Here is a 26,813-nt window from a genome sequence, read left to right as displayed (position 1 = left end):
TCGTCGTCCAGGCCCGGGCCCGTCAGATCTCGTCGTCCAGGCCCTGCTCGATGGCGTACCGGACCAGCTCCACCCGGTTGTGCAGCTGGAGCTTCCCGAGCGTGTTCTGCACGTGGTTCTGCACCGTCCGGTGCGACAGCACCAGCCGGTCGGCGATCTGCCGGTAGGACAGCCCCTTGGCCACCAGCCGCAGCACCTCGGTCTCCCGGGCGGTCAGCCGCGGGGCGGCGGGCGCGGAGGCCGGGGCCGGTTCGGCGGCCAGCCGGCGGAACTCGCCGAGCACCAGGCCGGCCAGGCCCGGGGTGAACACCGCGTCGCCGACGGCCGTGCGGCGCACCGCGTCCAGCAGTTCCTCGCGCCCGGCCGACTTCACCAGGTAGCCGGTCGCGCCGGACTTCACCGCCTCCAGCACGTCCTGGTGCTCCCCGCTGGCCGACAGCACCAGCACCCGGACCGCCGGGTCGTGCGCGACCACCCGACGGCACACCTCGGCGCCGGGCAGGCCGGGCAGATTGAGGTCCAGCACGACCACCTGGGGGGTGCAGGCGCGGGCCCGGCGCACGGCCTCCTCGCCGTCGCCCGCGGTGGCCACCACGTCCAGTCCGGCCTCGGCGAGGTCGCGCGAGACGGCGTCCCGCCACATCGGGTGGTCGTCCACCACCATCACCCGCACCGGCCGGTCGGCGGTCGGCTGATCGGTCATCAGCTGGTCGGTCATGGAGTGGCCTTCCTCGGGACGCGCAGTTCGACCTCGACGCCCTCCCCGGGCGCCGAGTACAGCTCGGCCGTGCCGCCGAGGTCCAGCAGCCGGCCGCGGATCGACTGGGAGACCCCGAGCCGGCCCGCCCGTTCCGCCTCGCCCAGCCGGCCCGGGGCGAAGCCGGGGCCGTCGTCGCGGATGCCGACCGTGACGGCCTCCGGCTCGTCCTCGACCAGGATCCAGGCCCGGGCCCGCTCCCCCGCGTGCCGGCGCACGTTGTCGACGGCCGCGCCGACGGCCGCCGCGAGCTCGCCCGCCGCCTGGCCGGGCAGCAGCACCGGGGTGCCGGGGGCGGAGAGCGTGATCCGCTCGTCCGCGTACGGGCGCAGCAGCGCGGTGAGGTCGCGCGGCGCCTCCGGGTCCGGCGGCTCGGCGGCCTCGGCGCCCGGCACGTGCCGGTCCGGCAGCGGACCGCCCGTCATCAGCGCCCGCAGCGCGCGCTCCTGTTCACCGGCCAGCCGGCCGAGCTCGGCGAGGTCCGCGCCGGAGCCCGGCCGCTCGCACGGCTCCGCGCCGCGCCGCTGGACCAGGGCGAGCACCTGGAGCACGCCGTCGTGGATGTCCCGGGAGAGCCGCTCGCGCTCCCGGGTGGCCGCCTCGACCTGGAGCGCCCGGGTGAGGGTGGCCTCGCTGGCCCGGGCCAGCTCGATCACGTAGCCGACCGCGCAGCCGGCCACCAGCAGCAGCACGATGTTGTGGATGTTGTCGCCGGTCGGCCCGCCGTGACCGAGGATGTTGGCGACCCCGATCACCGAGCCCGAGGCCGCCGCCGGGCGCCAGCCGCCCTTCGCGGCGAAGCCCAGCACCGTGCCGGCCGCCCAGATGGTCGGCAGGGTGGGCGCGCCGTGGCTGATCCGGGCCGGGGAGTCGGTGACGCCGCTCATCACGATGCCGGTGACGGCGAGGGTGAGGTCGGCGCCCAGGACGTACCAGGTGCAGCGCTGCGGGTTGGCGAAGGCCCTGGTGCTGGCCAGGGTCCACAGGGTCAGCGCGCCGAGGAAGATCCAGCCCGCCACCGGGTGCAGGAAGTGCAGGTACGAGTTGACGTACCGCAGCAGGGCGTAGCACAGGGCCATCACCCGGAAGTAGGAGATCGCCTTCCACATCGGGAGTTCGACGGACATGCCGCCGGCCGCCACCGTGCCGCCGACCGCGCCGGCTCTGCCCCCGTCGTCCGTCATCCGCCCCGCCCCTCCCCTGGGCCCGTCCGGGCCGGCCCGGCGGCCGCCCGGACGCCTACTCCGGCTTCTCCTGCTTCTCCGAGGTGTCAGCCTCGGCGGCCTTCTCGGCCTTCTCCGCCTTCTCGGCCTCGGCCGCCTCCGCCTTCTCCGCCTTGGCGGCGGCCCGGCGCTCGGCGTCGGCCTTCTTCTTGTCCTCGGCGATCTGCCGCTTGGCGGCGGTCGCGTAGATGTCCACGTACTCCTGGCCGGAGAGCCGCATGATCTCGTACATCACCTCGTCCGTCACCGAACGGAGGATGAAGCGGTCGTTCTCCATGCCGTGGTAGCGGGAGAAGTCCAGCGGGCGGCCGATCCGGATGCCGGGGCGGATGCCGAAGTTGGGGATCACCTGGCCGGGCGGCTGCACCTTCTCGGTGTCGATCATGGCGACCGGGATCACCGGGGCGCCGGTGGCCAGCGCGACGCGGGCCAGGCCGCCGACCTTGCCGCGGTACAGCTTGCCGTCGGGCGAACGGGTGCCCTCCGGGTAGACGCCGAACAGCTCGCCGCCCTCCAGCACCGCGACGGCGCTGCGGATCGCGGCCTCACCGGCCCCGCGCACGCCCGAGCGGTCCACCGGCAGCTGGCCGACGCCCTTGAAGAACGCGGCGGTCAGCCGGCCCTTGAGGCCCGGGGTGTTGAAGTACTCGGCCTTCGCGATGAAGGTGACCCGGCGCTTGATCAGCGCGGGGAAGAAGAACGAGTCCGAGAAGGACAGGTGGTTGCTCGCGATGATCGCCGCACCCTCGGCGGGGATGTTCTCCTCGCCCTCGATCCAGGGCCGGAAGAAGATCCGAAGCAGTGGCGCGACGATCATCTTCATCAGTCGGTAGAACAACCCGGGCCTCCTGTTATGCGGACCGGTCGATCCTAATGCCCCGCGGCCGTCCGCTGTGCCCGCCCCCGCCGTAACGGCCCCGCCCGGCCCGTTCCGCAGGGGGTGTACGACCCGGCGCGGAGCGTGGGACGATGCGATTTCGCAGCACCACCCCCTCCAGCGTCCCCTCCCCCAGCGCCATCCGCCCGCGAAGGAGTCCGCCATGCCGTTGCTGCCCGGTGCCGAGCCGTACCGCCACCACGGCGGACGGGTGGGGGTGCTGCTCTGCCACGGCTTCACCGGGTCGCCGCAGTCGCTGCGGCCGTGGGCCGAGGAGCTGGCGACGGCCGGCTTCACCGTCTCGCTGCCGCTGCTGCCCGGGCACGGCACGCGCTGGCAGGACATGCAGCTCACCCGCTGGGAGGACTGGTACGCGGAGGTCGAGCGCGAGCTGCTGGCGCTCGCCGAGGAGTGCGAGCAGGTCTTCGTCTGCGCGCTGTCGATGGGCGGCGCGCTGGCGCTGCGGCTCGCCGCGCTGCACGGGCCGACGGTCTCCGGCCTGGTACTGGTCAACCCGTCGGTGCGCTCGGACACCCCCGCGAGTGTGCTGCTGCCGGTGCTGCGCCACCTGCTGCCCAGCCTGCCTGGGGTCGCCAACGACATCGCCCGGCCCGGTTCGGTCGAGGTCGGCTACGACCGCACCCCGCTGCACGCCGCCTGGTCGCTGAGCCGGCTGTGGCAGGAGGTCCAGCGGCTGCTGCCGGAGGTCACCCAGCCGGTGCTGCTCTTCCACAGCCCGCAGGACCACGTCGTCTCGCCGGCCAACTCGGAACTGGTACTGGCCCGGATATCCTCGACGGACGTGACGGAGCGGCTGTGCCAGCGCAGTTTCCACGTCGCGACGCTGGACCACGACGCGGCGGAAATATTCGCGGCGAGCCAGGACTTCATCCAACGGCTGGCCCCCGCGCACGCGGCGGGCGTCACCCGGGTCGAATCGGACGATCACCATGGCTGAAGGGCCGGAAGTGCACGAGAGCAGCACGGCGGGCGGCGGGGACGAGACTCCCCGCGAGGACGGCGCGACCAAGGACGGCGGGACGAACGCCGCCCCGGGCGGTGCGCCGGCGGACCGTACCGGCCAGGAGGGCGCCGCGACGCCCCCGCCCGTCAAGGACGCCGCCTCGGGCTCCGCGGGGGAGGCCGCGGCGGACGCCGCCGAGCGCCGTGCGCGCCGCGCGCCCGAGCGCAGCCAGGCCGAGCAGGACGCGATCTTCGCCGCCCTGGTGGCACAGTTCGACGACCCGGTCGACCTCAACAACCCGAACTGGCCGGAGGTCGAGAACCTCCGGGCGCAGAACGAGCTCAAGGGCGGCTACAAGGACGGCGGCGCCGACGGCCGCGGCGACCAGGACGACCTCTCCGACCTCGCCCCGCAGCCCCGCCCCCGCTCCGGCCGACCGGTGATGCCGGCGGGCGGCGCGGGCCCGCGCGACTTCGAGCTGGCCGAGGAGACCGACGAGGGGCACTTCGTCCCGCCGGAGCCCCCGCCGCTGCCGGCCGCCGACGTGACCGCCAAGTTCGCCTGGCTGGCGGTGCTCGGCGGCCCGGCGCTGCTGCTGGTCGACGCGGTGGTCTGGCGGGAGATCTCCGGCTGGCCCGCCTGGGTCGGGATCACCGCCTTCCTCGGCGGCTTCGTCACCCTGGTCGCGCGGATGAAGGACCGCGACGAGGACGAGCCGGAGGACCCGGACCACGGCGCGGTCGTGTAGCTCCGGCCGACCGCCCGGCTAGCCGACCGGCCGGCTCGTCGGCAGTTCGAGGACGGCGAGCACGGGCAGGTGGTCGGTCGCGGCCCGCAGGTCGGCCTCGGTGACGCCGGGCAGCCCGTGCGGCACCCCGCAGCCGAGGACGGTGATCCCGGGCGTGGCGAAGACCCCGTCGATCCGCTGGTAGGGGCGCTCCGGTACGGAGGTGAACTCGCCTCCCCAGGGCGCGGTCGGGTACCCGTCCTGGAGCCGGGACGCCAGCAGCCGCCAGCCCGGACCGTCCGGGTGCTCGTTGAAGTCCCCTGCCACGACGCCCAGTTCGGCGATCCCGAGCTGGTCGAGCAGCAGCTCGAACTGCCCGTACCGCTCCTCCTGGTCCAGGCTGAGGTGGCAGCTGGTGACGCTGAACGGCGCCGTGCCGGGCAGCTGCAGCAGCGCGCCGGCGAAGCCCCGGGCGTGCAGGCCGCGGGTCTTGGGCAGCAGCCGGTCGTGCACCTCCAGCAGCTCCACCGCGCCGGGCCGGCCGAGCAGCAGCGGACCGGCGGCGGTGCGGCCGCCGCCGGCCAGCACGGCCGTGCCGGTGCTCCGGGCCAGCCAGGCGGCCTGGCCCTCCGGCCGCCAGTAGCGCGGGGACTCCTGGACGCAGACCACGTCCGGCTCGCAGGCCCGGATCACCCGGGCCAGTGCGCGCCGGTCGTCGCGCAGCGAGCGGATGTTGTAGCTGAGCAGGCGCAGCCGGCCCGGGCCGGGCGGCGGCAGCGGCTCGGCCCGCACGGCGGTCGCGGGCGCGGCGGCGGGCGCGGCTGCGGCTGCGTTCCCGGTCGCGGTGGTCGCGGTGGTCGTGCTCGCGGCGCTCATGGTCCTCCCTGGACGGTCACCGGATCGATCCGACCGTACGCGGCCGGGCCGGGACGTGCGACGGCGGCGGTGCGTCCGGGATCGGTCGGGGCCCGGTCGCACCGCCGCCGGCGGGCTGGGAGCCGTTCAGTCGGTGCGGGCGAGGTCCGCCGCGCCGACGATGCCGGCGGCGGAGCCCATCGAGGCCAGCACGACCTCGGCACGCGGGCGGTGCACCCCGCCGGTCAGGTAGTGCTCGAAGGCCTTGGCGACCGGGTCGAGCAGCAGCCGGCCGGAGTCGGAGACGCCGCCGCCGAGCACGAAGACGCCCGGGTCGAACAGCGCGGCGAGGTCGGCCATGCCGCGGCCCAGCCAGTCGGCCAGCTCGGCGTAGCACTCCAGGGCGAGCGGGTCGCCCTCCTCCGCGGCCTGGGTGATGTGGATGCCGCGGATGGTCTCGGCCACGCCGTCGTTGAGTTCCAGCATCCGGTGGCCGCGCTGGGGGTCGGCGGCCGCCTTCTCCCGGCCGTAGCGGCGCAGCGCGCGCCCGGAGCCGTACTGCTCCCAGCAGCCCTTGCCGCCGCAGCCGCAGAGCAGGCCGTCGGGGACCATGTTGAGGTGGCCGATCTCGCCGGCCACGCCGAAGCGGCCGCGGTGGAGCCGGCTGTCCAGGACGATGCCGCCGCCGATGCCGGTGCCGACGGTGATCAGCACCATGTCGCGGTGGTCGGCGGCCGCGCCGAAGCGGAACTCGGCCCAGGCCGCGCAGTTGGCGTCGTTCTCGACGACGGTGGACAGGCCGGTGAGCTCCTCGATCCGGCCGCGCAGCGGCTCGTTCTCCCAGTCGATGTTGGGAGCGAAGATCACGGTCGAGCGGTTGCTGTCGACGAAGCCGGGGGCGCCGACGCCCACCGCCGTGACACCGGGGTGCTCGTCCTTCAGCTCGCGCACGGCCTGCGCGATGGCGTCGACCGCCCACTGCGGGTCGGCCGGGGTGGGCACCCTGGTCCGGGCCAGGATCGCGCCCGCCTCGTCGACCACGCCTGCCGCGATCTTGGTCCCGCCGACATCGACGCCGATGGTCAGAGCCATGTGTCCCTCAGCTATTCACTCGTTCCGCTGGACGGAACGCTACCGCCCAACCCGGCCCCCGTACACAGCCTCGCATACATTATCCGAAGACAATCCTGGGACAACCGGGCCGCGATGCTTCAAAAGTCGTATCTAATCTCCTTCTTCGTGACGTACGAGAGCAGGACGATCACCCTCCGAAAGTCACGGTTTCACTGCTTGGCGGACGGCCCGTCAGCCTCGTCAAAGCCGCCGTCAAGGTGGCCGTCGAGATCGCCGTCGAGATCACCGTCGAGGTCGATCCGCTCGGTCGGCGCGCCCGGCCCGGCGGTCCAGCGGCTCTCGTGCCCGGCCACGGCGGCGCGGTAGGCGGCCAGCAGCTCGGCGCCCGCGGCGGCGAGCCCGGTGCCGGCGGCGGCGAGGTGGGAGTAGACCTCCGGCTGCTGGGTGCGCAGCCGGTCGGCCAGCCCGGAGAGGGTGATCAGGGTGGTGGCGCTCGCCTCCTGGGCCTTCTCGCCGAGCGCGCCGGCGAACCGGCGCACCTCGTCCACCAGCGGGCCCAGCTCCGGCCCGAACGGGTGCCCCTGGCCGTCCTGCCCACCGTCCTGCCCACCGCCGGGCTCGGAACGGTCGCCGGACTCGGTACGGTCGCCGGGCTCGGTGCGGTCGTCAGTGCTGGTCATCGCGGGCGCCTCCTCAGCCGTGGCCGCACCCCGCGGCCCTTCGGCCCGACGCTACCCGACCGGCCGGGCACCCCGAAAAGCCGCCGGCCCCCTGCCGAACGCCCGCCGAACGCCCGTCAGCCCCGGGGCCAGAGCGCCGGGTCGGGTGCGAACCGCACCGAGAGCACCCCGTCGTGCAGCCCCGCCCCGGCCACCGTGCAGCGCCGCAGCGCGGACGGCAGGGTTAGCACCCGGCGGTGGGTGCCGAGTCCGACCACCAGTTCGTCGCCCCGGCGGACCAGGTCCAGCTCGGAGCGGTCGGCGCCGGGCAGGTCGAGGTGCCAGACCAGCAGGCCCTCCTCGGCGAGCCGGTCCTCGACCGGCCAGGGCTCGGGGGCGAGCCGCTCGGGACCGTCCCCGTCCCCGTAGAGCCGGTCGGCGACGGCCTCCAGGGTGGCCTCGGCCAGGCCGGTGACCAGCACGGGGGCGTCGGTCTCGGCAGCGAGCCCGGTCAGCTCCTCCTGCCGGCGCCGGGCCAGGGCGGCCAGCCAGGGGTCGGGCGAGGAGGCGGCGGCCCCGGGCAGCGCGCCGTGCACCACCACGGCGTCCGGCCGGTGCCCGTGCAGCGCGAGTCCGGCCCGGATCCGGCGCAGCTCGCCGTACGGGTGGCCGTCGGCCGGGACGACCAGCCGGACGCTGGTGCCGGGGCCGGTGATCGCGGCACGGGACTCGGCGAGCGCCGCGGCGGCCTTGGTGCGCCCCTCGTACAGCCAGTCGGCGGGCATCGGGACGCCGGCCAGCCCGGCCAGCAGCGGGCGCAGCGCCCGGGCGGCCTGCCGCTGTTCGGGGACGAGCCGGTCCAGGTAGCGGGCGAGCTGCTCGGGCAGGGCGAGGGTGGCGATCAGCTCGGCGGGCGGTGGGGCGAGCACGACCAGGACGTCGTGGTCGGCGGCGGGCAGGGCGCGCAGCAGGGCGAGCCGGGCGATGCCGGGGAGGGCGGTGAGCTCCTCGGGGTCGAGCTGTTCGGCGCCGAGCAGGTCGAGGGCGGGCTTGAGCCGGCCGGTGAGCTCGCCGACGGCGTAGCGGAAGGCGGCCTGCTCGTCGATCCGGGAGACGGTCAGGCCCGGTGCGTGGAGGACCGGTTCGGGTTCGAGCCGGGTGCCGAGGGCCGAGTCCAGGGCGCGGTGCGGGTCGTCGGCGGCCAGCAGCCAGGTGCGGTGGCCGCGCCGGGCGGCGTGCAGGGCGGTGGCGGCGGCGACCGTGGGCGCCCCCGCGTCGCCGCTGACCAGGATGGTGCGTGTCGCCGTCATTCCGTCCGTCCCCCGTTCGGCCGCGTCAGCCTTCGACGCGCTTCTTCAGTCCGGCCAGGGCGCGGTCGATGATGACCTTCTCGGCCTTGCGCTTGATCATGCCGAGCATCGGGATCTTGACGTCCACGGCGAGCTGGTAGGTCACCTCGGTGCGGCCGCCGGCCAGCGGGGCGAGGGTGTAGGAGCCGTCCAGCGAGCGGAGCATCTGGCTGCGGACGAGGGTCCAGGAGACCTCGCGGTCGCCGTCCCAGGTGTAGGCGAGGACGTGCTCGTCGCGGATGGCGCCGGCGTCGAGCAGCAGCCGGACCTCGGCGGCGCGGCCGTCCTCGCCGGCCTTCAGGACCTCGATCTCCTTGACCTCCCCGGTCCAGGCCGGGTAGGCGGCGAAGTCGGCGATCACGGCCATGACCGTGGCCGGGGTCGCGTCGATGGTGATGCTCGACCTGGTGTGCTCCGCCATGGAAATGGCCCTCCGCCTCGTCCCTCTGCCTGCCGGTCCGGCCGGGGCGCGCTCGGCCCGGGTCCGCCCGGAGCAGGCTATCGCGCCCGGCGTGCGGTGCGGCGGCGCGGGCCGTGCCCGGCGGGTGCGGCCGTGGTGCGGGTGGGCGGCCGTGGTGCGGGCGGACGCCGGGCGACCAGGCACGTTACCGGCCGGTCGCCGTGCGCTGTCGTAGGGTGCCATTCGAACGACCCGGTCACGGCCTGGTCGGACCCGGCCGGGTGTGACACTTCGAACACCGGAGCCGACCCCTCTGGTCGAAGCTGCCTACCGGGCAGTAACGTCCTGCCGTCCCGCAGCGTCGCGAACGAGGAGCAGTCTTGCTCGACTTCAGCCTTCCGGCCCTCTACCAGGTACCGAGCAACGGCAACCTCGCCGACCCGGTCCACCGGAACGCCGAGGAGCATCCGGACGTCGCCGTGCTCAGCCGCAAGGTGGACGGCCGGTGGCAGGACCTGACGTCGGTCCAGTTCCTGGCCGAGGTGCACGCGACCGCCAAGGGCCTGATCGCCTCCGGCGTCGAGCCGGGCGACCGGGTGGCCGTCATGTCCCGCACCCGGTACGAGTGGACGCTGCTGGACTTCGCGATCTGGACGGCCGGCGCGATCACCGTGCCGGTGTACGAGACCTCCTCGGCCGAGCAGGTCGAGTGGATCCTCGGCAACTCCGGCGCGGTCGCCGTGGTCACCGAGACCGAGCAGCACGTCCGGGTGGTCGACGAGGTCCGCGAGCGGCTGCCGGAGCTGAAGCTCAGCTGGCAGATCGAGGGCGGGGCGATCGCCGCGCTGGCCACGGCCGGGCAGGACGTCCCGGACGCGACGATCCACGAGCGCCGCCGGATCGCCGGCCCCGACGACGTCGCCACCATCGTCTACACCTCGGGCACCACCGGCCGCCCGAAGGGCTGCCAGCTGACGCACGGCAACTTCCTGGCCGAGTGCGGCAACGTCATCGAGCGCCTGGCCCCGCTGTTCCGCACCGGCGAGAGCTCCGTCCTGCTCTTCCTGCCGCTGGCCCACGTGTTCGCCCGGATCGTCGAGATCTGCCCGGCGATGGCCCCGATCAAGCTCGGCCACGTCTCCGACGTCCGGAACGTCACGGCCGAGCTGGCCTCCTTCAAGCCGACCCTGGTCCTGGGCGTGCCCAGGGTGTTCGAGAAGGTCTACAACACCGCCCGCGCCAAGGCCCAGGCCGACGGCAAGGGCAAGATCTTCGACAAGGCCGCCGAGACCGCGATCGCCTACAGCCGGGCGATGGACACCGGCGGCGCCGGGCTGGTGCTGCGGCTCAAGCACGCGGTCTTCGACAAGCTGGTCTACAGCAAGCTGCGCGCCGCCCTCGGCGGCCGGGCCACCCACGCCATCTCCGGCGGCGCCCCGCTCGGCGAGCGCCTGGGCCACTTCTACCGGGGCATCGGCTTCACCGTCCTGGAGGGCTACGGCCTGACGGAGACCTGCGCGGCCACCACCTTCAACCCGTGGGACAAGCAGAAGATCGGTACGGTCGGCCAGCCGGTGCCCGGCTCCTCCGTGCGGGTCGCCGAGGACGGCGAGGTCTTCTTCAAGGGCCCGCACGTCTTCACCGGCTACTGGAACAACCCCCAGGCCACCGCCGACACCCTCAAGGACGGCTGGATCGCCACCGGCGACATCGGCTCGCTGGACTCCGAGGGCTACCTGACCATCACCGGCCGCAAGAAGGAGATCATCGTCACGGCCGGCGGCAAGAACGTCGCCCCCGCCGTGATCGAGGACCGGATCCGGGCCCACGCCCTGGTCGGCGAGGTCATGGTGGTCGGCGACCGCAAGCCCTTCATCGCCTGCCTGATCACCGTCGACCCGGAGTTCTTCCCCAAGTGGAAGGAGCTCAACGGCAAGCCCGCCGGCGCCACCGTCGCCGACCTCGCCGAGGACCCGGACCTGCTGGCCGCCCTCCAGAAGGCGGTGGACGACGGCAACGCCGCCGTCTCGCACGCCGAGGCGGTCAAGAAGTTCCGTCTGCTGGACACCGAGTTCTCCGAGGAGAGCGGCCACCTGACGCCCTCGCTCAAGCTCAAGCGCAACGTCGTGCTCAAGGACTACGCCGCCGACATCGAGGCGATCTACAAGAAGTAGCCGCGGGTACGGCGAAGGGCCCCGGGGCGTCCCCGGGGCCCTTCGCCGTACCGGCTACGCCGCCAGCAGCGAGGTCAGCCGCCCGGCCAGCAGGTCCCAGCGCCAGGAGCGCTCCACCCAGCGCCGCCCGGCCTCGCCCATCCGCCGCCGCAGCTCCTCGTCGCGCAGCAGCCGCACGATCCGCTCGGCCGCCGCCGAGGCCGAGCCGCCGGGCACCACGTACCCGGTCTCGCCCTCCAGCACCGCGTCCGGCGCCCCGCCGGAGTCCCCCGCGACCACCGGCAGGCCGGTCGCCGAGGCCTCCAGGTAGACGATGCCCAGGCCCTCGACGTCCAGCCCCCCGCGCCGGGTGCGGCACGGCATCGCGAAGACGTCCCCGGCCCCGTAGTGGGCGGGCAGTTCCTCCCACGGCACCGAGCCGGTGAACCGCACCGAGGCCCGCACGCCGGTGGCGTCGGCGAGCTTCTCCAGGTCCGCCCGGTACGGGCCGCCGCCGACGATCAGCAGCACCGCGTCCGGCACGTCGGCGAGGATCTGCGGCATCGCCTCGATCAGGGTGTCCTGGCCCTTGCGCGGCACCAGCCGGGAGACGCAGACCACCACCGGCCGGTCCGCCAGCCCGAGCCGGCGGCGCACCTCGGCGCCCCCGGAGCCGGGGTGGAAGGTCGTCTCGTCCACGCCCGGCGGCAGCTGGACCATCCGGGCCGCGGCCTGCGGTCCGACCGCGGCGGCGATCCGGGAGCGGGTGTACTCGCCCAGGTAGGTCAGCACGTCGGTGCCCGCGCCGATCCGGCGCAGCAGCTGCCGGGAGACCGGCAGCTGGGCCCAGGCGGCCTCGTGCCCGTGGGTCATGCCGAGCAGCCGCCCGGCCCCGGCCCCGCGCAGCGTGGGCGCCATCAGCCCGAGCGGCGCGGCGGCGCCGAACCAGACCGAGTCGCACTTCTCCGCGCGCAGGATCTCGGCGGCCCGCCGGGTGACCCGCGGTGTGGGAACCATCACCTTCGTCCGGTCCCGGATCACCGGGAACGGCTGTTCGGCGTCGAAGCGGGCCACCTCGCTGCCGTCCCGCCAGGTCGAGGCGTACACCACGACGCTGCCTGCGGGCTGACGGACGGCCATGTTGTGCACGAAGGCCTGGATGCCACCGGGGCGGGGCGGGAAGTCATTGGTGACGATCAAGGTTCTGTGCATCAGGCCACGGCTCGCTCGGTCGGGGGGTGCGCGGTGTACCGCTGGGTGATCCGTACGATAGGTCAACACCATGACCCGCCGGGAACGGAACCGCGTACGGCAACCGTTTGACCCCCGGGTCAGTCCTAGTACCTAGGCCGTCGGTGGAACCGCGGCCCGGGCGTCCGTCTCTACGACGCCTCCGGTGGGGACGTCCGAGACGAACGAGGGAGCGCAGTGGAATTGGCCCCGGCCACCGAGCCCGGTTCTTCGCGCGGCCGCCTCGGCCGCCCGCTCGGGGCGCTCGCCGCGCTCGGCGCCACCTGGGTCGCCACCCGCGCGCTGCTGGTGCTGCTGGCGACGGGCGTGCTGAAGGCGCCCGGCGGCGACGTCACCGCGGACGTCTGGATGATCTACCACGCCTGGTACGGCGTGCTCCAGACCGGCACCTTCCCGTTCGACGACGTCACCTGGCAGTACCCGCCGGGTGCCGCCCTGGTGATCCTGCTGCCGGGCCTGCTGCCCTGGTCGTACCTGGTCTCGTTCTGGGTGATCTGCGGGATCGCCGACGCCGCCGCGGCCGCGCTGCTGGTGCGCACCGGCCTGCGCCGGGGCCGGGCGCTGACCGGCGCCTGGATGTGGGTGGTGGGCGTCCCGCTGCTCGGCCCGATGATCTACAACCGCTTCGACGTCATCGTGACCGCGATCGCCCTGGCCGGTCTGCTGGCGCTGATCCGCCGCCCGGCGGTCGGCGGGCTGCTGCTGGGCCTCGGCGGCATCGTCAAGATCTGGCCGCTGCTCGGGCTGATCGGCACCCCCTCCGGCCGCCGCACCCGCCGTTCCTGGACGCTGGCCGGGGCCACCGCGGTCTCGATCGGCTTCCTGCTGACGGCCGGGATGAACGGCGCCTTCGAGTTCCTGGCCTTCCAGAAGGACCGCGGCATCGAGGTCGAGTCGCTCGGCGCGCTGCCGCTGCACTTCGCCCGGATCGCCGGCGGCTGGGACGGCAAGGTCACGATGAACTACGGCTCCCCGGAGATGCTCGGGCCGTGGGTCAGCGTGATCAGCAAGGTGATGATGGCCGGCACGGTGCTGGGCTTCGCCTGGCTGCTGCTGTGGCGCTACACCTCCAAGCGCCGCAACGCGGCCACCATGTACGACGCGGCGCTGTGCGCGCTGCTGATCTTCGTGGTGACCAGCCGGGTGATCAGCCCGCAGTACCTGGTCTGGCTGATCGGCGTCGCGGCGGTCTGCCTGACCGTGCGCAACAGCAGCCAGCGGCCGGTGGCGGTGCTGATCCTGCTGGCCTGCCCGCTGACCCTGGTCGAGTTCCCGACCATGTTCACCCAGATCCTGGCCAGCGACCCGGTGGCGGTCACCGTGCTGGCCGCGCGCAACCTGCTGCTGCTGGCCGCGACCCTGCTCTCCTGCGTCCGGCTCTGGCGCTCCACCCGCGGCGAGGCGCCGCTGCCGCCGACCGTGGTGCTGGACCGCGAGCCCGCCGCCCTGCCGTCCGCCGGCTACCCGGTGCGCCCGGGCATCGCCTACGAGCAGGACCTGCTGGACGGCATCGACCACCCGGGCGCCCCGGCCCGGACGCGCCGCTGATCAGCCCTTCAGCCCCGCCACCCGCTCCCGCCAGAGCCGGGTGAACTCCTCCAGCCCGACGCCCAGCTCACGGCGCATCAGCCGGTCGGTGCGGCGCTCCCGGTCCTCGCCCTGCCCGTCGGCCGCGCCGATCGCGCGGTAGAGGGCGACCAGCCGCTGCGGCCCGTGGGTGCGGGCGATCAGCTCGCAGGCCAGCCAGGACTGCTCGTAGGCCTGGGCGATGCCGGCGGCCCCGGCGGCGAAGTCCCGGTCGGCGGGCAGCGCGGCGGGCGTCCTCCCGGCGGCGACGTCCCGGGCCAGCTCGGGGGCGATCTGCTGCGGGGTGCGGCCCGAGTCGCGGTACGCGGTCCAGTCGGCCACGCCCTCGGAGAGCCAGAGCGGGGTCCAGGCCCGGGTGTCGGCCCTGGTCGCGACGTGGGTGGCCTCGTGGGTGATCACCACCTGGCGGCCGAACCCGCTGAGCCGCCCGTACGCCTCCGGGTTGACCAGCACCCGGTCGGCCGGGGTGTGCCACGGCGCGCCGGGGGCGGCCACGGTGACCGCCGCCATGCCCGTCCAGCCGTCCGGGTCGCCCTCCAGCAGCCGGGCGAACGCCTCCTCGGTGGCGGGCCGCTCCAGCAGCAGCCGCTGCGTCCAGGCACCGCCCCAGACCTCGGTGACGGCGGGCACCGCGCGGTCCCCCACCGCGACCAGCTCGGCCGGGTCGGGGCCGGCGGCCGGCCCGACCACCAGGCAGTGCGCGCCCGGAGCCGACCGCAGCGGCCCGAAGTCCCACGGCGCGGGCGGCCCGCCCGCGCTCTCCTCGCGCTCGACCCGCCAGCCGTCACCGGCCCGGACCAGCTCGATCCGGCGCGGATACACCACCGGGTACTCGTCGTACCCGGCGATCCGCACCGCCAGCTCGGCGGCGGCCGTCTGCCGCTGCGGCCCGCCGGAGGCGGCGAGCACCAGGTTGCGGTACCCGGCCTCGGCCACCGGCAGCCCGGCCCAGGGCGGCGCCGCGCGCGCCCGCTGCGCCAGTGCGGCGGCCACCTCGGCCTGCCGGTCCACCGAGCGGGCCGCGGGCGCCGCCGGGGCGGCCGAGGGCAGCGACAGCTGGGTCAGCCCGCCGGCCGCGAGCAGCAGCGCGCCCCGCCGGGACAGCGTCCGGCGGGGGCGGGGTATCTCCTCGGGGCCGGCGGGGCCGGACGGCGGGGCGTTCAGAGCCGGACCACCCCGGTGACCGGCATGGCGGTGACGCTCTCGTAGCGGACCTTGGCGCCCGGGCGGGGAGCGTGCACGATCACGCCGCCGCCGGCGTACATGCCGACGTGGTGCATGTCCCGGTAGAAGATCACCAGGTCTCCCGGTCGCGCTTCGGACAGGCTGATCCGCTGCCCGGCGTGCGCCTGGGCCTGCGAGGTGCGCGGCAGGGTCACTCCGGCCTGCCGCCAGCTGTAGTACATCAGACCGGAGCAGTCGAACGCGTGCGGGCCGGTGGCCCCGTAGACGTACGGGGAGCCGATCATCCGCACCGCGGCGGCCAGCGCGGCGGCCCCGCGCTCGGAGGCGGGCGGGGCGGTGCCGAGGTCCAGCCGGTCGGTGCCCCGGGTGGCGCGCCGCTCGGCGTCCCGGGCGTCCTGCACCGTCAGCCGGGTCCGCTCGGCGGCGCCCAGACCGTTCAGCAGCTTCTGCGCCTTGGCCAGCCGCTGCTGGACCTGCTGCTTGCTGTCGGCGAGCGAGCGGCGGGTCTCGTCCAGCTCGGCGAGCTTGCCGGCCGCCTCGGTGCGGCGCTGGTCGAGCCGGCGCTGCCGGGTGACCAGCTCGTGCAGGGTCTCCTGCTGACGCGTGGCGGCCTGGTCCAGGGTGCGGGCGCGGGCCAGGTAGCCCTCCGGGTCGGAGGAGAGGATCAGCTGGGCCGTCTGGGTCATCCCGCCGCCGCGGTACTCGGCCCCGGCCACCGTCGCCAGGTCGCCGCGCAGCTCGTTGAGCTGGTCCTGGGCCAGCGCGATCTCGCCCTGGAGGATCGTGGTCTCGCCCTGGAGCCGCCGCTGGGCCTCCTGCGCCGCGTTGAACCTCTCGGACGCCTGCTCGGCCTCGTCGTACAGCTGCTCCACCTGCGTCTTGACGTCCTGGCGGTCGCCCGGGTCCGGGCTGCCGGGGGCGGCCTGGGCACTGCCTCCGGCGGCCACGCCCAGGGCGGTGGCGGCGGCCGCGGTCAGCACCAGCGCCCGGGTGAGCAGTTGGGAACGGCGGTGCACGGGCATGGCGGCAGCGGCTCCAATCCTGCGGTGGGCCCCCGCCGCCGCACCGGGAGGGGCGGCCGTCGAGCGGGAGTCCGGTGGCAGACGTTAGCGAGTCCGGGCAGGCGAGTCCAAACCCTCACCAACCCGAATATTCGACCCCTTATCGGACATCAGATCGACTCGCGGGGAAAGCCCCGGGAGGAAGCCCCGGGAAGAAGCCGCGGGAAAGCCCCGGAAATGCCGCAGGCCCGGCCTCCCCTGGGGGAGACCGGGCCTGGAAGCGTCCGAGCGGGGATCAGACCCGCACGACGGAGGTCAGCGGCATGTTGGTGACCGCCTCGTAGCGCACCGACGCACCCGGCTTGGGAGCGTGCAGCACCTGGCCGTTGCCGGCGTAGATGCCGACGTGGTGGGCGTCGCTGTAGAAGATCAGCAGGTCGCCGGGCTGGGCCTGGGAGATGTCCGAGCCGATCCGGGTGCCGGCCGAGGCCTGCGCCTGCGAGGTGCGCGGCAGCGACACGCCGGCCTGGTTGTACGCCCAGACCATCAGGCCGGAGCAGTCGAAGGAGCCCGGGCCGGTGGCGCCCCACACGTACGGGCTGCCGACCTTGGACGCGGCGGCCGCGAGAGCGGCGGAACCACGCGAGCTGCCGGGGGCCACCTTCACCGGAGCGGTGGTCGTCGGAGCGGTGGTCGACGGGGCGGAGAGGTCGCCGCGGCTGTTGTCGCGCGAGGCGCGGTCGGCCTGCTGCTGGGCCTGGGCGGCGGCGTCGGCCTTGGCCTTGGCGTCCGCCGCGGCCTTCTCCTCGGCCTGGCGCAGCGCCTGGCGCTCCTGCTCGGTCAGCGTGTTGAGCAGGTCCTGGGCCGCCTTCAGCTTGCCCTGGACCTCGTCCTTGGAGGCCTTCAGCTGCTGGGTGGTCGACTCCAGCTCGGCGAGCTTGCCCTGGGCCTCGTTGCGGTCCTGGTCGAGCTTGCGCTGCTGCTCCTGGAGCTCCTTCAGCTGACCCTTCTGGGTGCTGCCGGCCTGGTTCAGCGCGCCGGCCTGGCTGAGGAAGGTGTCCGGGCTGGAGGAGAACATCAGCTGGACGGTCGGGGAGATGCCCCCGTTGCGGTACTGCTCGCCGGCGATCTCGGCCAGGCCGCCCTGGAGCTCGGTGACCTGGGCCTGCTGACGGGCCACCTGGTCCTGGAGGCCGGAGACCTGCTTCTCCAGCTCCTGCTGCTTGGCCTGGGCGGCGTTGTAGTTCTCGGTCGCGACCTCGGCCTGCTCGTTGAGCTGGTCGACCTGCCCCTTGACCTGTTCCTTGGTCGGCTGCGGGTCGGCGTGGGCGCCTTGCGCGGACAGGACGACGGCGGCTGCGGCGACACCGGTCAGGATCGAGACCCGGGCGCGGCCTGCGGGCTTGGGACGACGATGGGACGCCACGAAGGCGGACTCCTTCTTCCTACGTCCGCCTACCGGGTGAGCTGACGGGTTCGGGCCGGAAGCATGCCCTACGGCGCCTCACGGCCGTTCCAACGGCCGACCTGGCGCCGATTCACCCCGGAGGAACGTGGTTCCCCGGCTCCGCTCCGCAGCGCCCCCGACCACTGGGCTCCCCTGTCGGGCAGTCGCTTCGACCTGCCCCGCTGCCTCGCGAACTCGGCGGTAACCACCGCCGCCACCCTGGCTGGGCGATCGACAGTGCGGTGGTTCAGAGCACGACCCTAGTAACTGAACCGTGATCCGTTCAAATCCTTGTCAGAAAAAAGACCGAAGATTTCCCAAGTTCTTTTGTGAATATGACCGATGGTGACCACTGGCGCACGCAAGGCTGATCGATTCTCAGCATGTGGTCGCGAAAGGGCACGCGAAGCCGAACGCCACCCCGTCGGAGGGGTGGCGCTTTTCACAGGCCCCGGAGGAGCCCCGCGGGCGTGTCGGACCGTCAGACCCGGCGGATGGTGTTGATCGACATCGCGTCGGCCTTCATCACCTTCACCACGTCACCGGTGTGCGGCGCGTGGACCACCATGCCGTTGCCGATGTACATCCCGACGTGGTGCATGTCGGAGCCGTAGATCACCAGGTCGCCCGGCTGGGCCTGGTCCAGCGACGGCACCCGGGTGCCGTAGTGGCCCTGCTCCTGCGAGGTGCGCGGCAGCGAGACGCCGGCCTGCCCGTACGCCCAGACCATCAGGCCCGAGCAGTCGAAGGTGGTCGAGCCGGTGGCGCCCCACACGTACGGCGAGCCCTGCTTGCCCATCGCCTTGGACACCGCCACGCCCGCGTAGCCACTGGCCGGCGGCAGGCTGCCGAGGTCGACCCGATCGCTGCCCCGCGAGGCGCGGTCGTCCTGCGCCTGCTGGGCCTTCAGCGCGGCGCGGTCGGCGGCGCTCAGCGAGTTCAGCAGGTCCTGGGCGGTCTTCAGCTTGGTGTTGACGTCCGCCTTGGCCTGGTTCAGGTCCTTGGTGGTGGTGTCCAGCGAGGCGAGCACGGCGGCCGCCTCGGCCTTCTCCTGGTCCAGCCGGCGCTGCTGGTCCAGCAGCCCCTTGAGCGCCTCGGCCTGGCTGGTGCTGGCCTGCTGGACGGTGGAGGCCTTCTCCAGGTAGCCGGACGGGTCGGAGGAGAGCATCAGCTGGACGGACGGGTCGATGCCGCCGGAGCGGTACTGCTCGCCCGCCACCTCGGCGAGGCCGCCCTGGAGCTGGGTCATCTGCTCCTGGCTGCGGGCCACCTGGTCCTGCAGCTGGTCGGCCTGCTTGCGCAGCTGGTCGGCCCGCTCCTTGGCGCCGTTGTACTTCTCCGCCGCCTGCTCCTGCTCCTCCTGGAGCTGGTCGATCTGCGCCTTGACGTCCGACTTGTTCGGCTGCGGCGCGGCGTGCGCGGCCACCTGGGCGGAGAGGGCGACCGCGGTCGCAGCGGCAGCGGTGAGCACGGAGATCCGCGCGCGGCTCGGCTGCTTGGGACGGCGGTGGGAGGCCAAGGGACCGGCTCCTTCTTCATCGGACTCACCTGATGGGATGAGATTCCGGAAAATAGGTTTGACGCCAGACCCTAGTGAAGATCTATCCGTTTTGCCACTCCCCCGAAGGCGTGAACTCCGGTCCGCACACCGAATTCACGGGACCGGCACACCGCCCCGGACACGCTCCTGAGCAGGCGTCGCACGGCCGGCCGGGGTCAGGGGCGCGCCAGCCGGTTCAGCAGCAGCACCGATGCCACGGGGCGCGCGCCCGCCTTCCGCACGCCCTCCGCGACCTCCCGGTCGGTGGACACCACCACCACCGGACGGCCCTGCGGCTCGGCCCGCACCAGACGGCGGATCAGCTCGTCGGCCGTCTCCCCGGTCCGGCTGAACCGCACCCGGACCCCGCGCGGCGGCGCCATGATCACCGGGACGTCCAGGTCCTGCCCGTCGAACACGCAGGTGACCTCCGCCTGGGTGCGCTGCGCCAGCATCGCCAGCCCGCCCAGCAGCCGGATCCGCTGCTGCTCCAGCGGCAGCGTCGGATAGCCGGTCTTGGTCACGTTGTAGCCGTCCACCACCAGGTGCACCTGGGGGATCGCCAGCAGCTGGTCCAGCAGCGCCGGATCGTCCTCGGCCAGCCCCCGCCGGGCCACGTCGTGCGGCGAGGCCGCCCCCGGCACCACCGCCTCCACCAGGTCCGCCGGGCGGATCTGGGAGACCGGCAGCGCCAGCTCCCGCTGGAGCCCCTGGGCCGACTGCAGCACGGTGTCCAGCAGCAGCCGCAGCCGCATGTCCTCGACGCTGCGCCCCTCGCGGGCCGACCGGCGGCCCTGCTCGGCCGCGGTCTCCAGCTCCGAGACCCGGTGCCTGAGTCTGCGCGCCTCGGTCTCGGCCGCACCGCGCTCGGCCGCCGCCTGCGCCTTCAGGGCCTCCAGCTCGCCGGCCACCCGGCGCGTCTCGGCCTGCGCCCGGCGGGTGTCGCTCTCCAGCGACCGCACCTTCTTGCGCAGCGACTCCGCCTCCTTGCGGACCCCGTCGGACTCGGCCCGCTGCCGGTCCAGGTCCACCCGCGCGGAGGCCCGCACCTCGGCCAGCTCGGCCTGCAGCTTCTCCACCAGCCGGGCCGCCTCCGCGGCCGCGTCCTCGGCACCGGCCCGCTCGGCCTCCTCGCCGGCCTCGGCCACCAGCCGGCTCCAGCCCGCCGAACGCACCAGGTAGGCGGCGGCCGCGACGTCCATCGGATCGGCGGCGCTCGGAACGGTGCCCGACTCCAGCGCCTTCACCAGGTCCGGCTGCCCGAGGCGCAGCCGCTCCGCTATCCGCACCCGGAAGGCCGGCTCCGCCTCCAGGGCCGCCGCCAGCGCGGTGGCCGCGTACTTGGCCCGCCGCGCCGGGGTGAACTTGACGTACTGACGCAGGCTCTGCGGAAGCTCGCCCGACGGCAGCCCGCTGAGCGCGTCCGAGGCCAGCCCGACCACACGCCGGCGCACGCCCTCCGGCAGCGGCCGGTCGAGCTTCTCGACGGCGCGCTCCGCCGCGGGCTCGGAGGAGTCGTCCGGCGCTCCGGCCGCCTCGGCCCGGGCCTCGGCCGCAGCGGGCTGAAGCCCCTGGGCTTCGCCGGGCTCCTTCGCTGCGTCCACCACGTCCTCGGCTCCGATCCTGGTCCAGCGGGGCACGGCCGCGACCGCCCCCCGTCGTCACGCTCCGTGCGTCTTGTTGTTCTGCATTGTCCCTCGCGGCGCGGGCGGGTGCGCCGGGCACCCACCCGCCGCGGCGGCGGGGATCAGCCCTGCTCGGCGGGGGCCTGCTCCCCCTCGGCGCCCGGGCGGGCCACCAGCTCGACCTGGTCCACCGCGTTGCACCAGCGGCAGCGCACCGACTCGATGGTTTCGCTCAGCACCTCGGTCTCCTCGACCTTGGACTCGCCGGCCAGGTCGAAGTGCAGGAACTCGGTCACCCGCGCGGTGCGGGTCACGTCGAAGCGGGTGAGGTTGCCGCACAGGGTGCAGCGCCAGCGCGTCTCGGCAGTCAGAGCGGGGACGGTCATCGGGGATCCTCTCGGGTGGTCCCTGGGTGGGCTAGGCGCTCCCCCCGGAGCCCCGGCATCGGCGGCGGGAGGCGGGAATGCCCGCCCCAAGCCTATTGCCTGGGGCAACCGTCGCGACCACCGGTCGCCCGAACACCTCGGCTAGTCCACCTGCCGTAAACCGCCGTGTCACCTGCGGTGCCCGGAGGGATGCTTGGCCGCATGGCGTTCGCGGTCCCCGACCACACCGCCGCCCGGGGCGGCAGCCCGGCGGCGACCGTCCCGGCGGTCAGCTACGCCCTGATCGCCCTCAACACCCTGGTCTTCCTGCTCGGCCCGGCCGCCGGGCTCAACCCGCTGTACGGCAGCGGCCAGGCCCGGGTCTGCGCGGAGCAGCGGTACGAGCAGCGCTGGGGCGCCGTCCCGGCCGAGGTGCTGGCCGGACGGCCGCTGACCGCCGGACAGCTGGCCGAGGCCCCCGACCCCGTCCCCGGCTGCCCGGCCGCCGCGACCCCGGGCAAGCACCCGGCCCTGTCCGTCCTCACCGGGCTCTTCCTGCACGCCGGCTGGCTCCACCTGCTGGGGAACCTGCTCTTCCTCCAGGTCTTCGGCCCCACCGTCGAACGGCGGCTGGGCCGGGCCCGGTACGCCCTCTTCTACCTGGCCGCCGGCAGCCTGACCACGTACGGCTTCGCGCTCGCCGAGGCGCACTCGCCGAACTCCACCCGGGTGCTCATCGGGGCCTCCGGGGCGATCTCCGCCGCCCTCGGCGCCTATCTGCGCCTCCACCCCCGGGCCCGGGTGACCACCCTCGTCCCGCTGCTGTGCTTCCTGCCGCTGCGCTTCCCCGCCTGGCTGGTGCTCGGCCTCTGGTTCGCCCTGCAGTGGTGGTCGGTGCACTCGGCCGGGCCCGGGGTGGCGTACCTGGTCCACGTGATCGGCTTCTCGACCGGGTTCCTCTACGGCTGCACCGTGGTTCGCCACCCCCCGCGACGCCCCGGCTGACGCCCGATACGCTGGCGGCACCTCACAAAGGAGCCCGACTGTGATCACCGCCATCGTCCTGATCAAGACCAGTGTCGACCGCATCCCGGAGATCGCCGAGTCCATCGCCGCCATCGACGGCGTCAGCGAGGTCTACTCGGTGACCGGCGGCTACAACCTGGTGGCGATGGTGCGGGTACGCCGGCACGACGACCTGGCCGAGGTCATCCCGGGCCGGCTCAACAAGGTCCCGGGCGTGGCCCACACCGAGACCCAGATCGCCTTCCGCACCTACTCCCAGCACGACCTGGAAGCCGCCTTCGCCCTCGGCCTGGACGAGTAGCGCTCAGCCGTCCCGACGGCCCCTGTCGATCTGCACGGTCGCGACGCAGCGTCCGCCCTCGTTGCGGTAGCTCCAGGCCGCGCCGTCCGTGACCAGCTCCCGGACGGCGGTCAGGAAGCGGTCGACGTGCTCGTCCGGCGTCCCGGCGCCGAAGCTCACCCGGATCGCGTTCAGGCTGCGCTCGCCCGGCAGCGAGGGCTCCGGCGCACCGCACTCGGACGGCGCGACGTCCTCGTCCCCGAGCAGCGTGCGCACCAGCGGGTGGGCGCAGAACAGCCCGTCGCGCACCCCGATGCCGTACTCGGCGGACAGCGCGGCCGAGAAGTGCGAGCTGTTCCAGCCCCGGACGACGAAGGAGAGCACGCCCACCCGGGCGGAGTCCGGTCCGAACAGGTTCAGCACCTTGACCTGCGGGATCTCGGCCAGCCCGGCCGTCAGCCGGGCGATCAGCTGCTGCTCGCGGGCCTCCAGCGCGTCGAAGCCGGCCTCGGTCAGCGCCCGGCAGGCCGAGGCGATCGCGTAGGCCCCGATGACGTTCGGCGAGCCGGCCTCGTGCCGGGCCGGGCCGGTGTGCCACTGCACGGCCACCGAGCCGTCGCTCTCCCGGGCCACCGTCCGGGTCGCCCCGCCGCCGGCCAGGTACGGCTCGGCCGCGTCCAGCCAGTCCGCCCGGCCGGCCAGCACCCCGGCACCGAACGGCGCGTAGATCTTGTGGCCGGAGAAGGCGATCCAGTCGACGTCCAGCTCGCGCACCGAGACCCGGTGGTGCGGCGCCAGCTGGGCGGCGTCCAGCACGACCCGGGCGCCGTGCCGGTGCGCGGTCGCGGTCAGCTCGGCGACCGGCCACAGCTCGCCGGTCACGTTGGAGGCGCCGGTGACACAGAGCAGCTTGGGGCCCTCGGACGCCTCGGCGAGCGCGGCGTCCAGCGCGGCCACCGCCTCGGCGCGGGAGCGCGGCGCCCGCAGGTAGGTGACGGTCAGTCCGGCGTGCGCCCAGGGCAGCAGCGAGGCGTGGTGCTCGGTCTCGAACGCGAACACCCGGGTGCCGGCCGGAACGGCCGCGGCCAGCAGGTTGAGCGAGTCGGTGGTGGCCCGGGTGAAGACCACCTGGTCGCCCTCGCGCAGGTCGAGGAACTCGCCGACGGTGCGGCGGCTCTGCTCGAACAGGTCGGTGGACAGCTGGGAGAGGTACCCGGCCCCGCGGTGGACGCTGCCGTAGTACGGCGCGTAGGCGGCGACGTCGTCCCACACCCGCTGGAGCGCCGGGGAGCTGGCCGCGTAGTCGAGCGCCGCGTAGCCGACCTTCTCACCGTTGGCGAGCGGAACCTGGACGTCGGCGCCGAGGACGGCGAGCGGGGTGCGGATTTCGGTGGCGAGCGAGGACATGGGGATGCACTCCTTCTGGGGCAAGGGACCCCGGGAGTGCCAGTCGTCGGGCGTCCGCGCTTGTCGCACGGACGGTTTGCCGTGACGACCCGGTCCTCACCCAGGGCACCCCGCCACGGACGGAGGGTTGCCGGACAGCCAGCTGGGGCTTGGCGCTGTCACTCATGACCTGGCGAAGACTCTAGGCCGCGTCCACCGGGTGGTCAAACGGGCTTCCAGCATCCGGACAGCACGGAAGCCCGGGCCGGCGCACCGGCACGGGCTTCCCCCAACTTCCGCCTCAGATCCGGCTGGTGGCCTCCGACCAGCGCCGCAGCAGGTCCTGCGCGGCACCGGAGTCGATCGCCTGCGCGGCCCGCTCCATGCCGGCCGCCAGCTGCTCGGTGAGCGGCGCGTCGCCCAGGTCCAGCGCGACCAGCGCCGCCGCCGTGTTCAGCAGGACGGCGTCCCGCACCGGCCCGTGCTCCCCCGCCAGCAGCCGCCGCGCGACCTCGGCGTTGTACGAGGCGTCCGCCCCGCGCAGCGCCTCGATGCCGACCAGCTCGATACCGACGTCCCGCGGGTCGAAGGCGGTCTCGGTGACCACCCCGTCGCGCACCAGCCAGACCTGCGAGGTGGTGGTGATGGTCAGCTCGTCCAGCCCGTCGTCGCCGCGGAAGACCAGCGCCGTCGCCCCCCGCTCGGCCAGCACCCCGGCGATCAGCCCGGCGAGCCGGGTGTCGAAGCAGCCGATGGCGTGCGCGGTGACCTTGGCCGGGTTGGTCAGCGGGCCGAGGATGTTGAAGGAGGTCGGCACCCCGAGGTCGCGCCGCGCGGTGGCGGCGTGCCGCATCGAGGGGTGGAACTTGGCCGCGAAGCAGAAGGTGAGCCCGACCTCCTCGGCCACCTCGGCGACCCGCCGCGAGGACAGGTCGAGCGCCACCCCGAGCTTCTCCAGCACGTCCGAGGAGCCGCTGGTGGAGGAGGCCGACCGGTTGCCGTGCTTGACCACCTTGGCGCCGGCGGCCGCCGCGACGATCGCCGACATGGTGGAGATGTTGACGGTCTTCGCCCGGTCCCCGCCGGTGCCGACGATGTCCACCGCCGGACCGGGGATCTCCAGCGGCTCGGCGTGCGCGTACATCGCGTCGACCAGGCCGGAGATCTCCTCGACCGACTCGCCCTTGGCCCGCAGGGCGATCATGAACCCGGCCACCTGTACGGGGGACGCCTCGCCGCTCATGATCCGGTCCATCGCCCACGCGGTGGACGCCCGGTCGAGGTCCTCGCCCTGCAACAGCGCCGCCAGGATGTCCGGCCAGGTGCGGACCACCTGCGCGGGGTCGCTACCGCCGTTCGCAGGGTTCACGTTCACCATGGCTGACTCCAGCTGTTGTCGGTTCCCCGCTCCGCGGGGACGTCCGTACGGATGGAGCCAGCCTATCGAGCGGAGCGGGAGCTTCTACCCCTCTCTTTTCCAGTTGCCGGGCGGAATTCAGCGGACGGCCGGAGTCCGCTTCGCCAGCCGCGCCCGCAGCAGGGTGGCGACGGCCTCGGCCAGCGCCACCGGCTCCACCGGGTGGGAGATGGCGGCGTCCGCCCGGCTCCAGGCGGCGAGCCAGGAGTCCTGCGGCCGGCCGATCAGCACCAGCACCGGCGGGCAGCCGTAGATCTCGTCCTTGAGCTGGCGCCCGAGCCCCAGCCCCCCGGCCGGAACCGCCTCGCCGTCCAGCACGCAGAGGTCCACTCCGCCCTTCTCCAGTGCCTTGAGCACCGCGGGGGTGGTCGCGCACTCCAGGTAGGACAGTTCCGGAAGATCCTCGGCGGGCCGGCGGCCGAGCGCCGTCAGCACCTGCTCGCGGGTGTTGCGGTCGTCGCTGTAGACGAGGACGGTGAGCGTCTCATCGGTCGTGTACGCCATGGACCCTGCTCCCTCAAGTGTGATCCGGACCACGTTCGCCTGATCCGGATGCTACTCCCGATCACGCCCCGCCGAGTCCCCCTCGCGCACGTTCCTCCTCCAGCCGCCGCGCCCCGGGCTCACCCGCCCGGAGGACGCCCCGTCACCCGGCCCCGTCCAGTCCACCCGTACGGCCGACCCGGGCGCCCGTCCCCTTACCTCCCGCGGCTACTCCGACCGTGCAGCGACGCGCGGGGCAACGGGGTCGCGGGCTCCTCCGAGGAACCATCAGAAAAGGGACACGCCGCTGCTCAGCCGCCATCCGGGCACCGCACCACCCCCCAAGCGGGCATACCGCACGCACCGGACACTCCGAGGGACACCCCCCGACGTGAAGACGGAATAAGGGACCGACATAATGTCCGTCGTGGCGACAGCAACAGCAGTAGAAACCGGGCACGCGCACGGATCGGTCAACCGGCCGAACATGGTCAGCGTCGGAACGATCGTCTGGCTCAGTTCCGAGTTGATGTTCTTCGCGGCCCTCTTCGCGATGTACTTCACGCTCCGCTCCGTCAAGGGGCCGGAGTTCTGGACCGAGAAGGCCCACGCCCTCAACGTGCCCTTCTCCTCGGTCAACACCACGATCCTGGTGCTCTCCTCGCTCACCTGCCAGCTCGGCGTGTTCGCCGCCGAGCGCGGTGACGTGAAGAAGCTCCGGGCGTGGTTCATCCTCACGTTCGCCATGGGCGCGGTCTTCATCGGCGGCCAGGTCTTCGAGTACACCGAGCTGGTCAAGAAGGACGGCCTGTCGCTGTCCTCCGACCCGTACGGCACGGTGTTCTACCTGACCACCGGCTTCCACGGGCTGCACGTGACGGGTGGTCTGATCGCCTTCCTGCTGGTCCTGGGACGGACGTACGCAGCCAAGCGTTTCACGCACGAGCAGGCCACCGCCGCGATCGTCGTGTCGTACTACTGGCACTTCGTCGACGTCGTGTGGATCGGCCTGTTCGCGACCATCTACCTGATCAAGTAACCAGCTGATCAGGTCGCTGGCCACCGGCTGCGGCCCCCGCCCTCACCGGCGACGGGCCGCTTCTGCCGGTGCCGACGCTCCCACCGACCGACCGCGCGCGCAGCCCTAGACAGGCAGCCTCGTGCCGGCCAGACCGGCCGCCG

General features: G+C 73.8%; 25 protein-coding genes and 2 riboswitches. Of the genes, 7 read left to right on the top strand and 18 right to left on the bottom strand.

Annotated features, from left to right (window positions below; all coding sequences use genetic code 11):
• Positions 1-22: 22 nt before the first annotated feature.
• From ACFWP2_RS01715 to ACFWP2_RS01705, 3 genes are read right to left on the bottom strand one after another with little or no spacing between them, the layout of a single operon-like run.
• A complete protein-coding gene (locus ACFWP2_RS01715) occupies positions 23-718 on the bottom strand; it encodes a response regulator (RefSeq protein WP_380447175.1) in 696 nt (231 codons plus the stop codon).
• Entirely contained in the window at positions 715-1,941 is a 1,227-nt protein-coding gene (gene macS, locus ACFWP2_RS01710) for a MacS family sensor histidine kinase (protein ID WP_380447173.1), read from the bottom strand. The genes ACFWP2_RS01715 and macS overlap by 4 nt, the downstream gene beginning before the upstream one ends.
• A gap of 55 nt (positions 1,942-1,996) precedes the next feature.
• A complete protein-coding gene (locus ACFWP2_RS01705) occupies positions 1,997-2,803 on the bottom strand; it encodes a lysophospholipid acyltransferase family protein (RefSeq protein ID WP_380447492.1) in 807 nt (268 codons plus the stop codon).
• A gap of 217 nt (positions 2,804-3,020) precedes the next feature.
• Here ACFWP2_RS01705 and ACFWP2_RS01700 point away from each other — a divergent pair, with 217 nt between their 5' ends.
• Positions 3,021-3,815: an alpha/beta hydrolase gene (locus ACFWP2_RS01700; protein ID WP_380447171.1), complete on the top strand. Its 795-nt coding sequence runs from the start codon at positions 3,021-3,023 to the stop codon at positions 3,813-3,815.
• Positions 3,816-3,825: 10 nt separating this feature from the next.
• Entirely contained in the window at positions 3,826-4,569 is a 744-nt protein-coding gene (locus ACFWP2_RS01695; RefSeq protein WP_380447169.1) for a hypothetical protein, read from the top strand.
• Between the two features lie 18 nt (positions 4,570-4,587).
• On the opposite strand, the gene ACFWP2_RS01690 is transcribed toward ACFWP2_RS01695, so the two are convergent.
• The 5 genes from ACFWP2_RS01690 to ACFWP2_RS01670 form a co-directional block, all read right to left on the bottom strand.
• Positions 4,588-5,424 (bottom strand): endonuclease/exonuclease/phosphatase family protein, encoded by an 837-nt coding sequence (locus ACFWP2_RS01690; RefSeq protein ID WP_380447167.1) that lies wholly within the window; start codon positions 5,422-5,424, stop codon positions 4,588-4,590.
• Between the two features lie 126 nt (positions 5,425-5,550).
• Positions 5,551-6,495 carry an ROK family glucokinase gene (locus ACFWP2_RS01685; protein ID WP_380447165.1) on the bottom strand — a complete coding sequence of 315 codons (945 nt, stop codon included), beginning with the start codon at positions 6,493-6,495 and terminating at the stop codon, positions 5,551-5,553.
• A 191-nt stretch (positions 6,496-6,686) separates the two neighbouring features.
• Positions 6,687-7,157, bottom strand: coding sequence for a DUF5304 family protein (locus ACFWP2_RS01680; RefSeq protein WP_380447163.1), 471 nt, complete (start codon positions 7,155-7,157; stop codon positions 6,687-6,689).
• 116 nt (positions 7,158-7,273) lie between these two features.
• Positions 7,274-8,446 carry an ArsA family ATPase gene (locus ACFWP2_RS01675; RefSeq protein ID WP_380447161.1) on the bottom strand — a complete coding sequence of 391 codons (1,173 nt, stop codon included), beginning with the start codon at positions 8,444-8,446 and terminating at the stop codon, positions 7,274-7,276.
• A gap of 25 nt (positions 8,447-8,471) precedes the next feature.
• Complete coding sequence (locus ACFWP2_RS01670) at positions 8,472-8,906, bottom strand: SRPBCC family protein (protein ID WP_359897082.1); 435 nt, start codon at positions 8,904-8,906, stop codon at positions 8,472-8,474.
• A gap of 359 nt (positions 8,907-9,265) precedes the next feature.
• Between ACFWP2_RS01670 and ACFWP2_RS01665 the strand changes: the two genes are divergently transcribed.
• Complete coding sequence (locus ACFWP2_RS01665) at positions 9,266-11,059, top strand: AMP-dependent synthetase/ligase (protein WP_380447159.1); 1,794 nt, start codon at positions 9,266-9,268, stop codon at positions 11,057-11,059.
• 54 nt (positions 11,060-11,113) lie between these two features.
• On the opposite strand, the gene ACFWP2_RS01660 is transcribed toward ACFWP2_RS01665, so the two are convergent.
• Entirely contained in the window at positions 11,114-12,250 is a 1,137-nt protein-coding gene (locus tag ACFWP2_RS01660; protein WP_380447157.1) for a glycosyltransferase family 4 protein, read from the bottom strand.
• A 216-nt stretch (positions 12,251-12,466) separates the two neighbouring features.
• On the opposite strand from ACFWP2_RS01660, the gene ACFWP2_RS01655 reads away from it, so the two are divergent.
• The gene (locus tag ACFWP2_RS01655; RefSeq protein WP_380447155.1) at positions 12,467-13,837 is read left to right on the top strand and encodes a glycosyltransferase 87 family protein; all 1,371 of its coding nucleotides are present in this window, start codon (positions 12,467-12,469) and stop codon (positions 13,835-13,837) included.
• Here the strand turns inward: ACFWP2_RS01655 and ACFWP2_RS01650 are convergent, their stop codons facing one another.
• The 6 genes from ACFWP2_RS01650 to ACFWP2_RS01625 form a co-directional block, all read right to left on the bottom strand.
• Positions 13,838-14,887: a hypothetical protein gene (locus tag ACFWP2_RS01650; RefSeq protein ID WP_380447153.1), complete on the bottom strand. Its 1,050-nt coding sequence runs from the start codon at positions 14,885-14,887 to the stop codon at positions 13,838-13,840. It abuts the gene before it with no gap.
• A 149-nt stretch (positions 14,888-15,036) separates the two neighbouring features.
• Entirely contained in the window at positions 15,037-16,083 is a 1,047-nt protein-coding gene (locus ACFWP2_RS01645) for an NlpC/P60 family protein (RefSeq protein ID WP_380447151.1), read from the bottom strand.
• 274 nt (positions 16,084-16,357) lie between these two features.
• Complete coding sequence (locus ACFWP2_RS01640; protein WP_380447149.1) at positions 16,358-17,488, bottom strand: NlpC/P60 family protein; 1,131 nt, start codon at positions 17,486-17,488, stop codon at positions 16,358-16,360.
• Between the two features lie 10 nt (positions 17,489-17,498).
• Positions 17,499-17,652, bottom strand: a riboswitch (cyclic di-AMP (ydaO/yuaA leader).
• Positions 17,653-17,990: 338 nt separating this feature from the next.
• Positions 17,991-19,028 carry an NlpC/P60 family protein gene (locus tag ACFWP2_RS01635; RefSeq protein ID WP_380447147.1) on the bottom strand — a complete coding sequence of 346 codons (1,038 nt, stop codon included), beginning with the start codon at positions 19,026-19,028 and terminating at the stop codon, positions 17,991-17,993.
• A gap of 197 nt (positions 19,029-19,225) precedes the next feature.
• A complete protein-coding gene (locus ACFWP2_RS01630; RefSeq protein WP_380447490.1) occupies positions 19,226-20,653 on the bottom strand; it encodes an NYN domain-containing protein in 1,428 nt (475 codons plus the stop codon).
• A 143-nt stretch (positions 20,654-20,796) separates the two neighbouring features.
• Positions 20,797-21,060: a hypothetical protein gene (locus ACFWP2_RS01625; RefSeq protein WP_360353827.1), complete on the bottom strand. Its 264-nt coding sequence runs from the start codon at positions 21,058-21,060 to the stop codon at positions 20,797-20,799.
• Positions 21,061-21,261: 201 nt separating this feature from the next.
• Here ACFWP2_RS01625 and ACFWP2_RS01620 point away from each other — a divergent pair, with 201 nt between their 5' ends.
• Together ACFWP2_RS01620 and ACFWP2_RS01615 are read left to right on the top strand one after the other, a co-directional pair.
• Positions 21,262-22,044 (top strand): rhomboid family intramembrane serine protease, encoded by a 783-nt coding sequence (locus tag ACFWP2_RS01620; protein WP_380447145.1) that lies wholly within the window; start codon positions 21,262-21,264, stop codon positions 22,042-22,044.
• 40 nt (positions 22,045-22,084) lie between these two features.
• Positions 22,085-22,366 carry an Lrp/AsnC family transcriptional regulator gene (locus ACFWP2_RS01615; RefSeq protein ID WP_049651832.1) on the top strand — a complete coding sequence of 94 codons (282 nt, stop codon included), beginning with the start codon at positions 22,085-22,087 and terminating at the stop codon, positions 22,364-22,366.
• A 3-nt stretch (positions 22,367-22,369) separates the two neighbouring features.
• Here the strand turns inward: ACFWP2_RS01615 and ACFWP2_RS01610 are convergent, their stop codons facing one another.
• The 3 genes from ACFWP2_RS01610 to ACFWP2_RS01600 form a co-directional block, all read right to left on the bottom strand.
• The gene (locus ACFWP2_RS01610) at positions 22,370-23,752 is read right to left on the bottom strand and encodes an aminotransferase class V-fold PLP-dependent enzyme (protein WP_380447143.1); all 1,383 of its coding nucleotides are present in this window, start codon (positions 23,750-23,752) and stop codon (positions 22,370-22,372) included.
• 51 nt (positions 23,753-23,803) lie between these two features.
• Positions 23,804-23,922, bottom strand: a riboswitch (SAM riboswitch).
• A gap of 110 nt (positions 23,923-24,032) precedes the next feature.
• The gene (gene trpD / locus ACFWP2_RS01605; protein WP_380447141.1) at positions 24,033-25,109 is read right to left on the bottom strand and encodes an anthranilate phosphoribosyltransferase; all 1,077 of its coding nucleotides are present in this window, start codon (positions 25,107-25,109) and stop codon (positions 24,033-24,035) included.
• A 117-nt stretch (positions 25,110-25,226) separates the two neighbouring features.
• Positions 25,227-25,652, bottom strand: a complete 426-nt coding sequence (locus tag ACFWP2_RS01600; protein ID WP_380447139.1) for a hypothetical protein — start codon at positions 25,650-25,652, stop codon at positions 25,227-25,229.
• Between the two features lie 397 nt (positions 25,653-26,049).
• Here ACFWP2_RS01600 and ACFWP2_RS01595 point away from each other — a divergent pair, with 397 nt between their 5' ends.
• Positions 26,050-26,670, top strand: a complete 621-nt coding sequence (locus ACFWP2_RS01595; protein WP_049651835.1) for a heme-copper oxidase subunit III — start codon at positions 26,050-26,052, stop codon at positions 26,668-26,670.
• Positions 26,671-26,813 lie beyond the last annotated feature (143 nt).

Source organism: Kitasatospora sp. NPDC058444 (assembly GCF_042721415.1).
GTDB lineage: Bacteria > Actinomycetota > Actinomycetes > Streptomycetales > Streptomycetaceae > Kitasatospora.
Note: the sequence above shows the minus strand (reverse complement) of the source record. Positions and strands in the feature narration are given on the sequence as shown.

Bases quoted from the DNA above. Each gene is read 5' to 3' on its own strand.
- ACFWP2_RS01715 (WP_380447175.1), bottom strand. From the start codon at position 718: ATGACCGACCAGCTGATGACCGATCAGCCGACCGCCGACCGGCCGGTG.
- macS (WP_380447173.1), bottom strand. From the start codon at position 1,941: ATGACGGACGACGGGGGCAGAGCCGGCGCGGTCGGCGGCACGGTGGCG.
- ACFWP2_RS01705 (WP_380447492.1), bottom strand. From the start codon at position 2,803: ATGAAGATGATCGTCGCGCCACTGCTTCGGATCTTCTTCCGGCCCTGG.
- ACFWP2_RS01700 (WP_380447171.1), top strand. From the start codon at position 3,021: ATGCCGTTGCTGCCCGGTGCCGAGCCGTACCGCCACCACGGCGGACGG.
- ACFWP2_RS01690 (WP_380447167.1), bottom strand. From the start codon at position 5,424: ATGAGCGCCGCGAGCACGACCACCGCGACCACCGCGACCGGGAACGCA.
- ACFWP2_RS01685 (WP_380447165.1), bottom strand. From the start codon at position 6,495: ATGGCTCTGACCATCGGCGTCGATGTCGGCGGGACCAAGATCGCGGCA.
- ACFWP2_RS01680 (WP_380447163.1), bottom strand. From the start codon at position 7,157: ATGACCAGCACTGACGACCGCACCGAGCCCGGCGACCGTACCGAGTCC.
- ACFWP2_RS01675 (WP_380447161.1), bottom strand. From the start codon at position 8,446: ATGACGGCGACACGCACCATCCTGGTCAGCGGCGACGCGGGGGCGCCC.
- ACFWP2_RS01670 (WP_359897082.1), bottom strand. From the start codon at position 8,906: ATGGCGGAGCACACCAGGTCGAGCATCACCATCGACGCGACCCCGGCC.
- ACFWP2_RS01660 (WP_380447157.1), bottom strand. From the start codon at position 12,250: ATGCACAGAACCTTGATCGTCACCAATGACTTCCCGCCCCGCCCCGGT.
- ACFWP2_RS01645 (WP_380447151.1), bottom strand. From the start codon at position 16,083: ATGCCCGTGCACCGCCGTTCCCAACTGCTCACCCGGGCGCTGGTGCTG.
- ACFWP2_RS01625 (WP_360353827.1), bottom strand. From the start codon at position 21,060: ATGACCGTCCCCGCTCTGACTGCCGAGACGCGCTGGCGCTGCACCCTG.
- ACFWP2_RS01620 (WP_380447145.1), top strand. From the start codon at position 21,262: ATGGCGTTCGCGGTCCCCGACCACACCGCCGCCCGGGGCGGCAGCCCG.
- ACFWP2_RS01610 (WP_380447143.1), bottom strand. From the start codon at position 23,752: ATGTCCTCGCTCGCCACCGAAATCCGCACCCCGCTCGCCGTCCTCGGC.
- trpD (WP_380447141.1), bottom strand. From the start codon at position 25,109: ATGGTGAACGTGAACCCTGCGAACGGCGGTAGCGACCCCGCGCAGGTG.
- ACFWP2_RS01600 (WP_380447139.1), bottom strand. From the start codon at position 25,652: ATGGCGTACACGACCGATGAGACGCTCACCGTCCTCGTCTACAGCGAC.
- ACFWP2_RS01595 (WP_049651835.1), top strand. From the start codon at position 26,050: ATGTCCGTCGTGGCGACAGCAACAGCAGTAGAAACCGGGCACGCGCAC.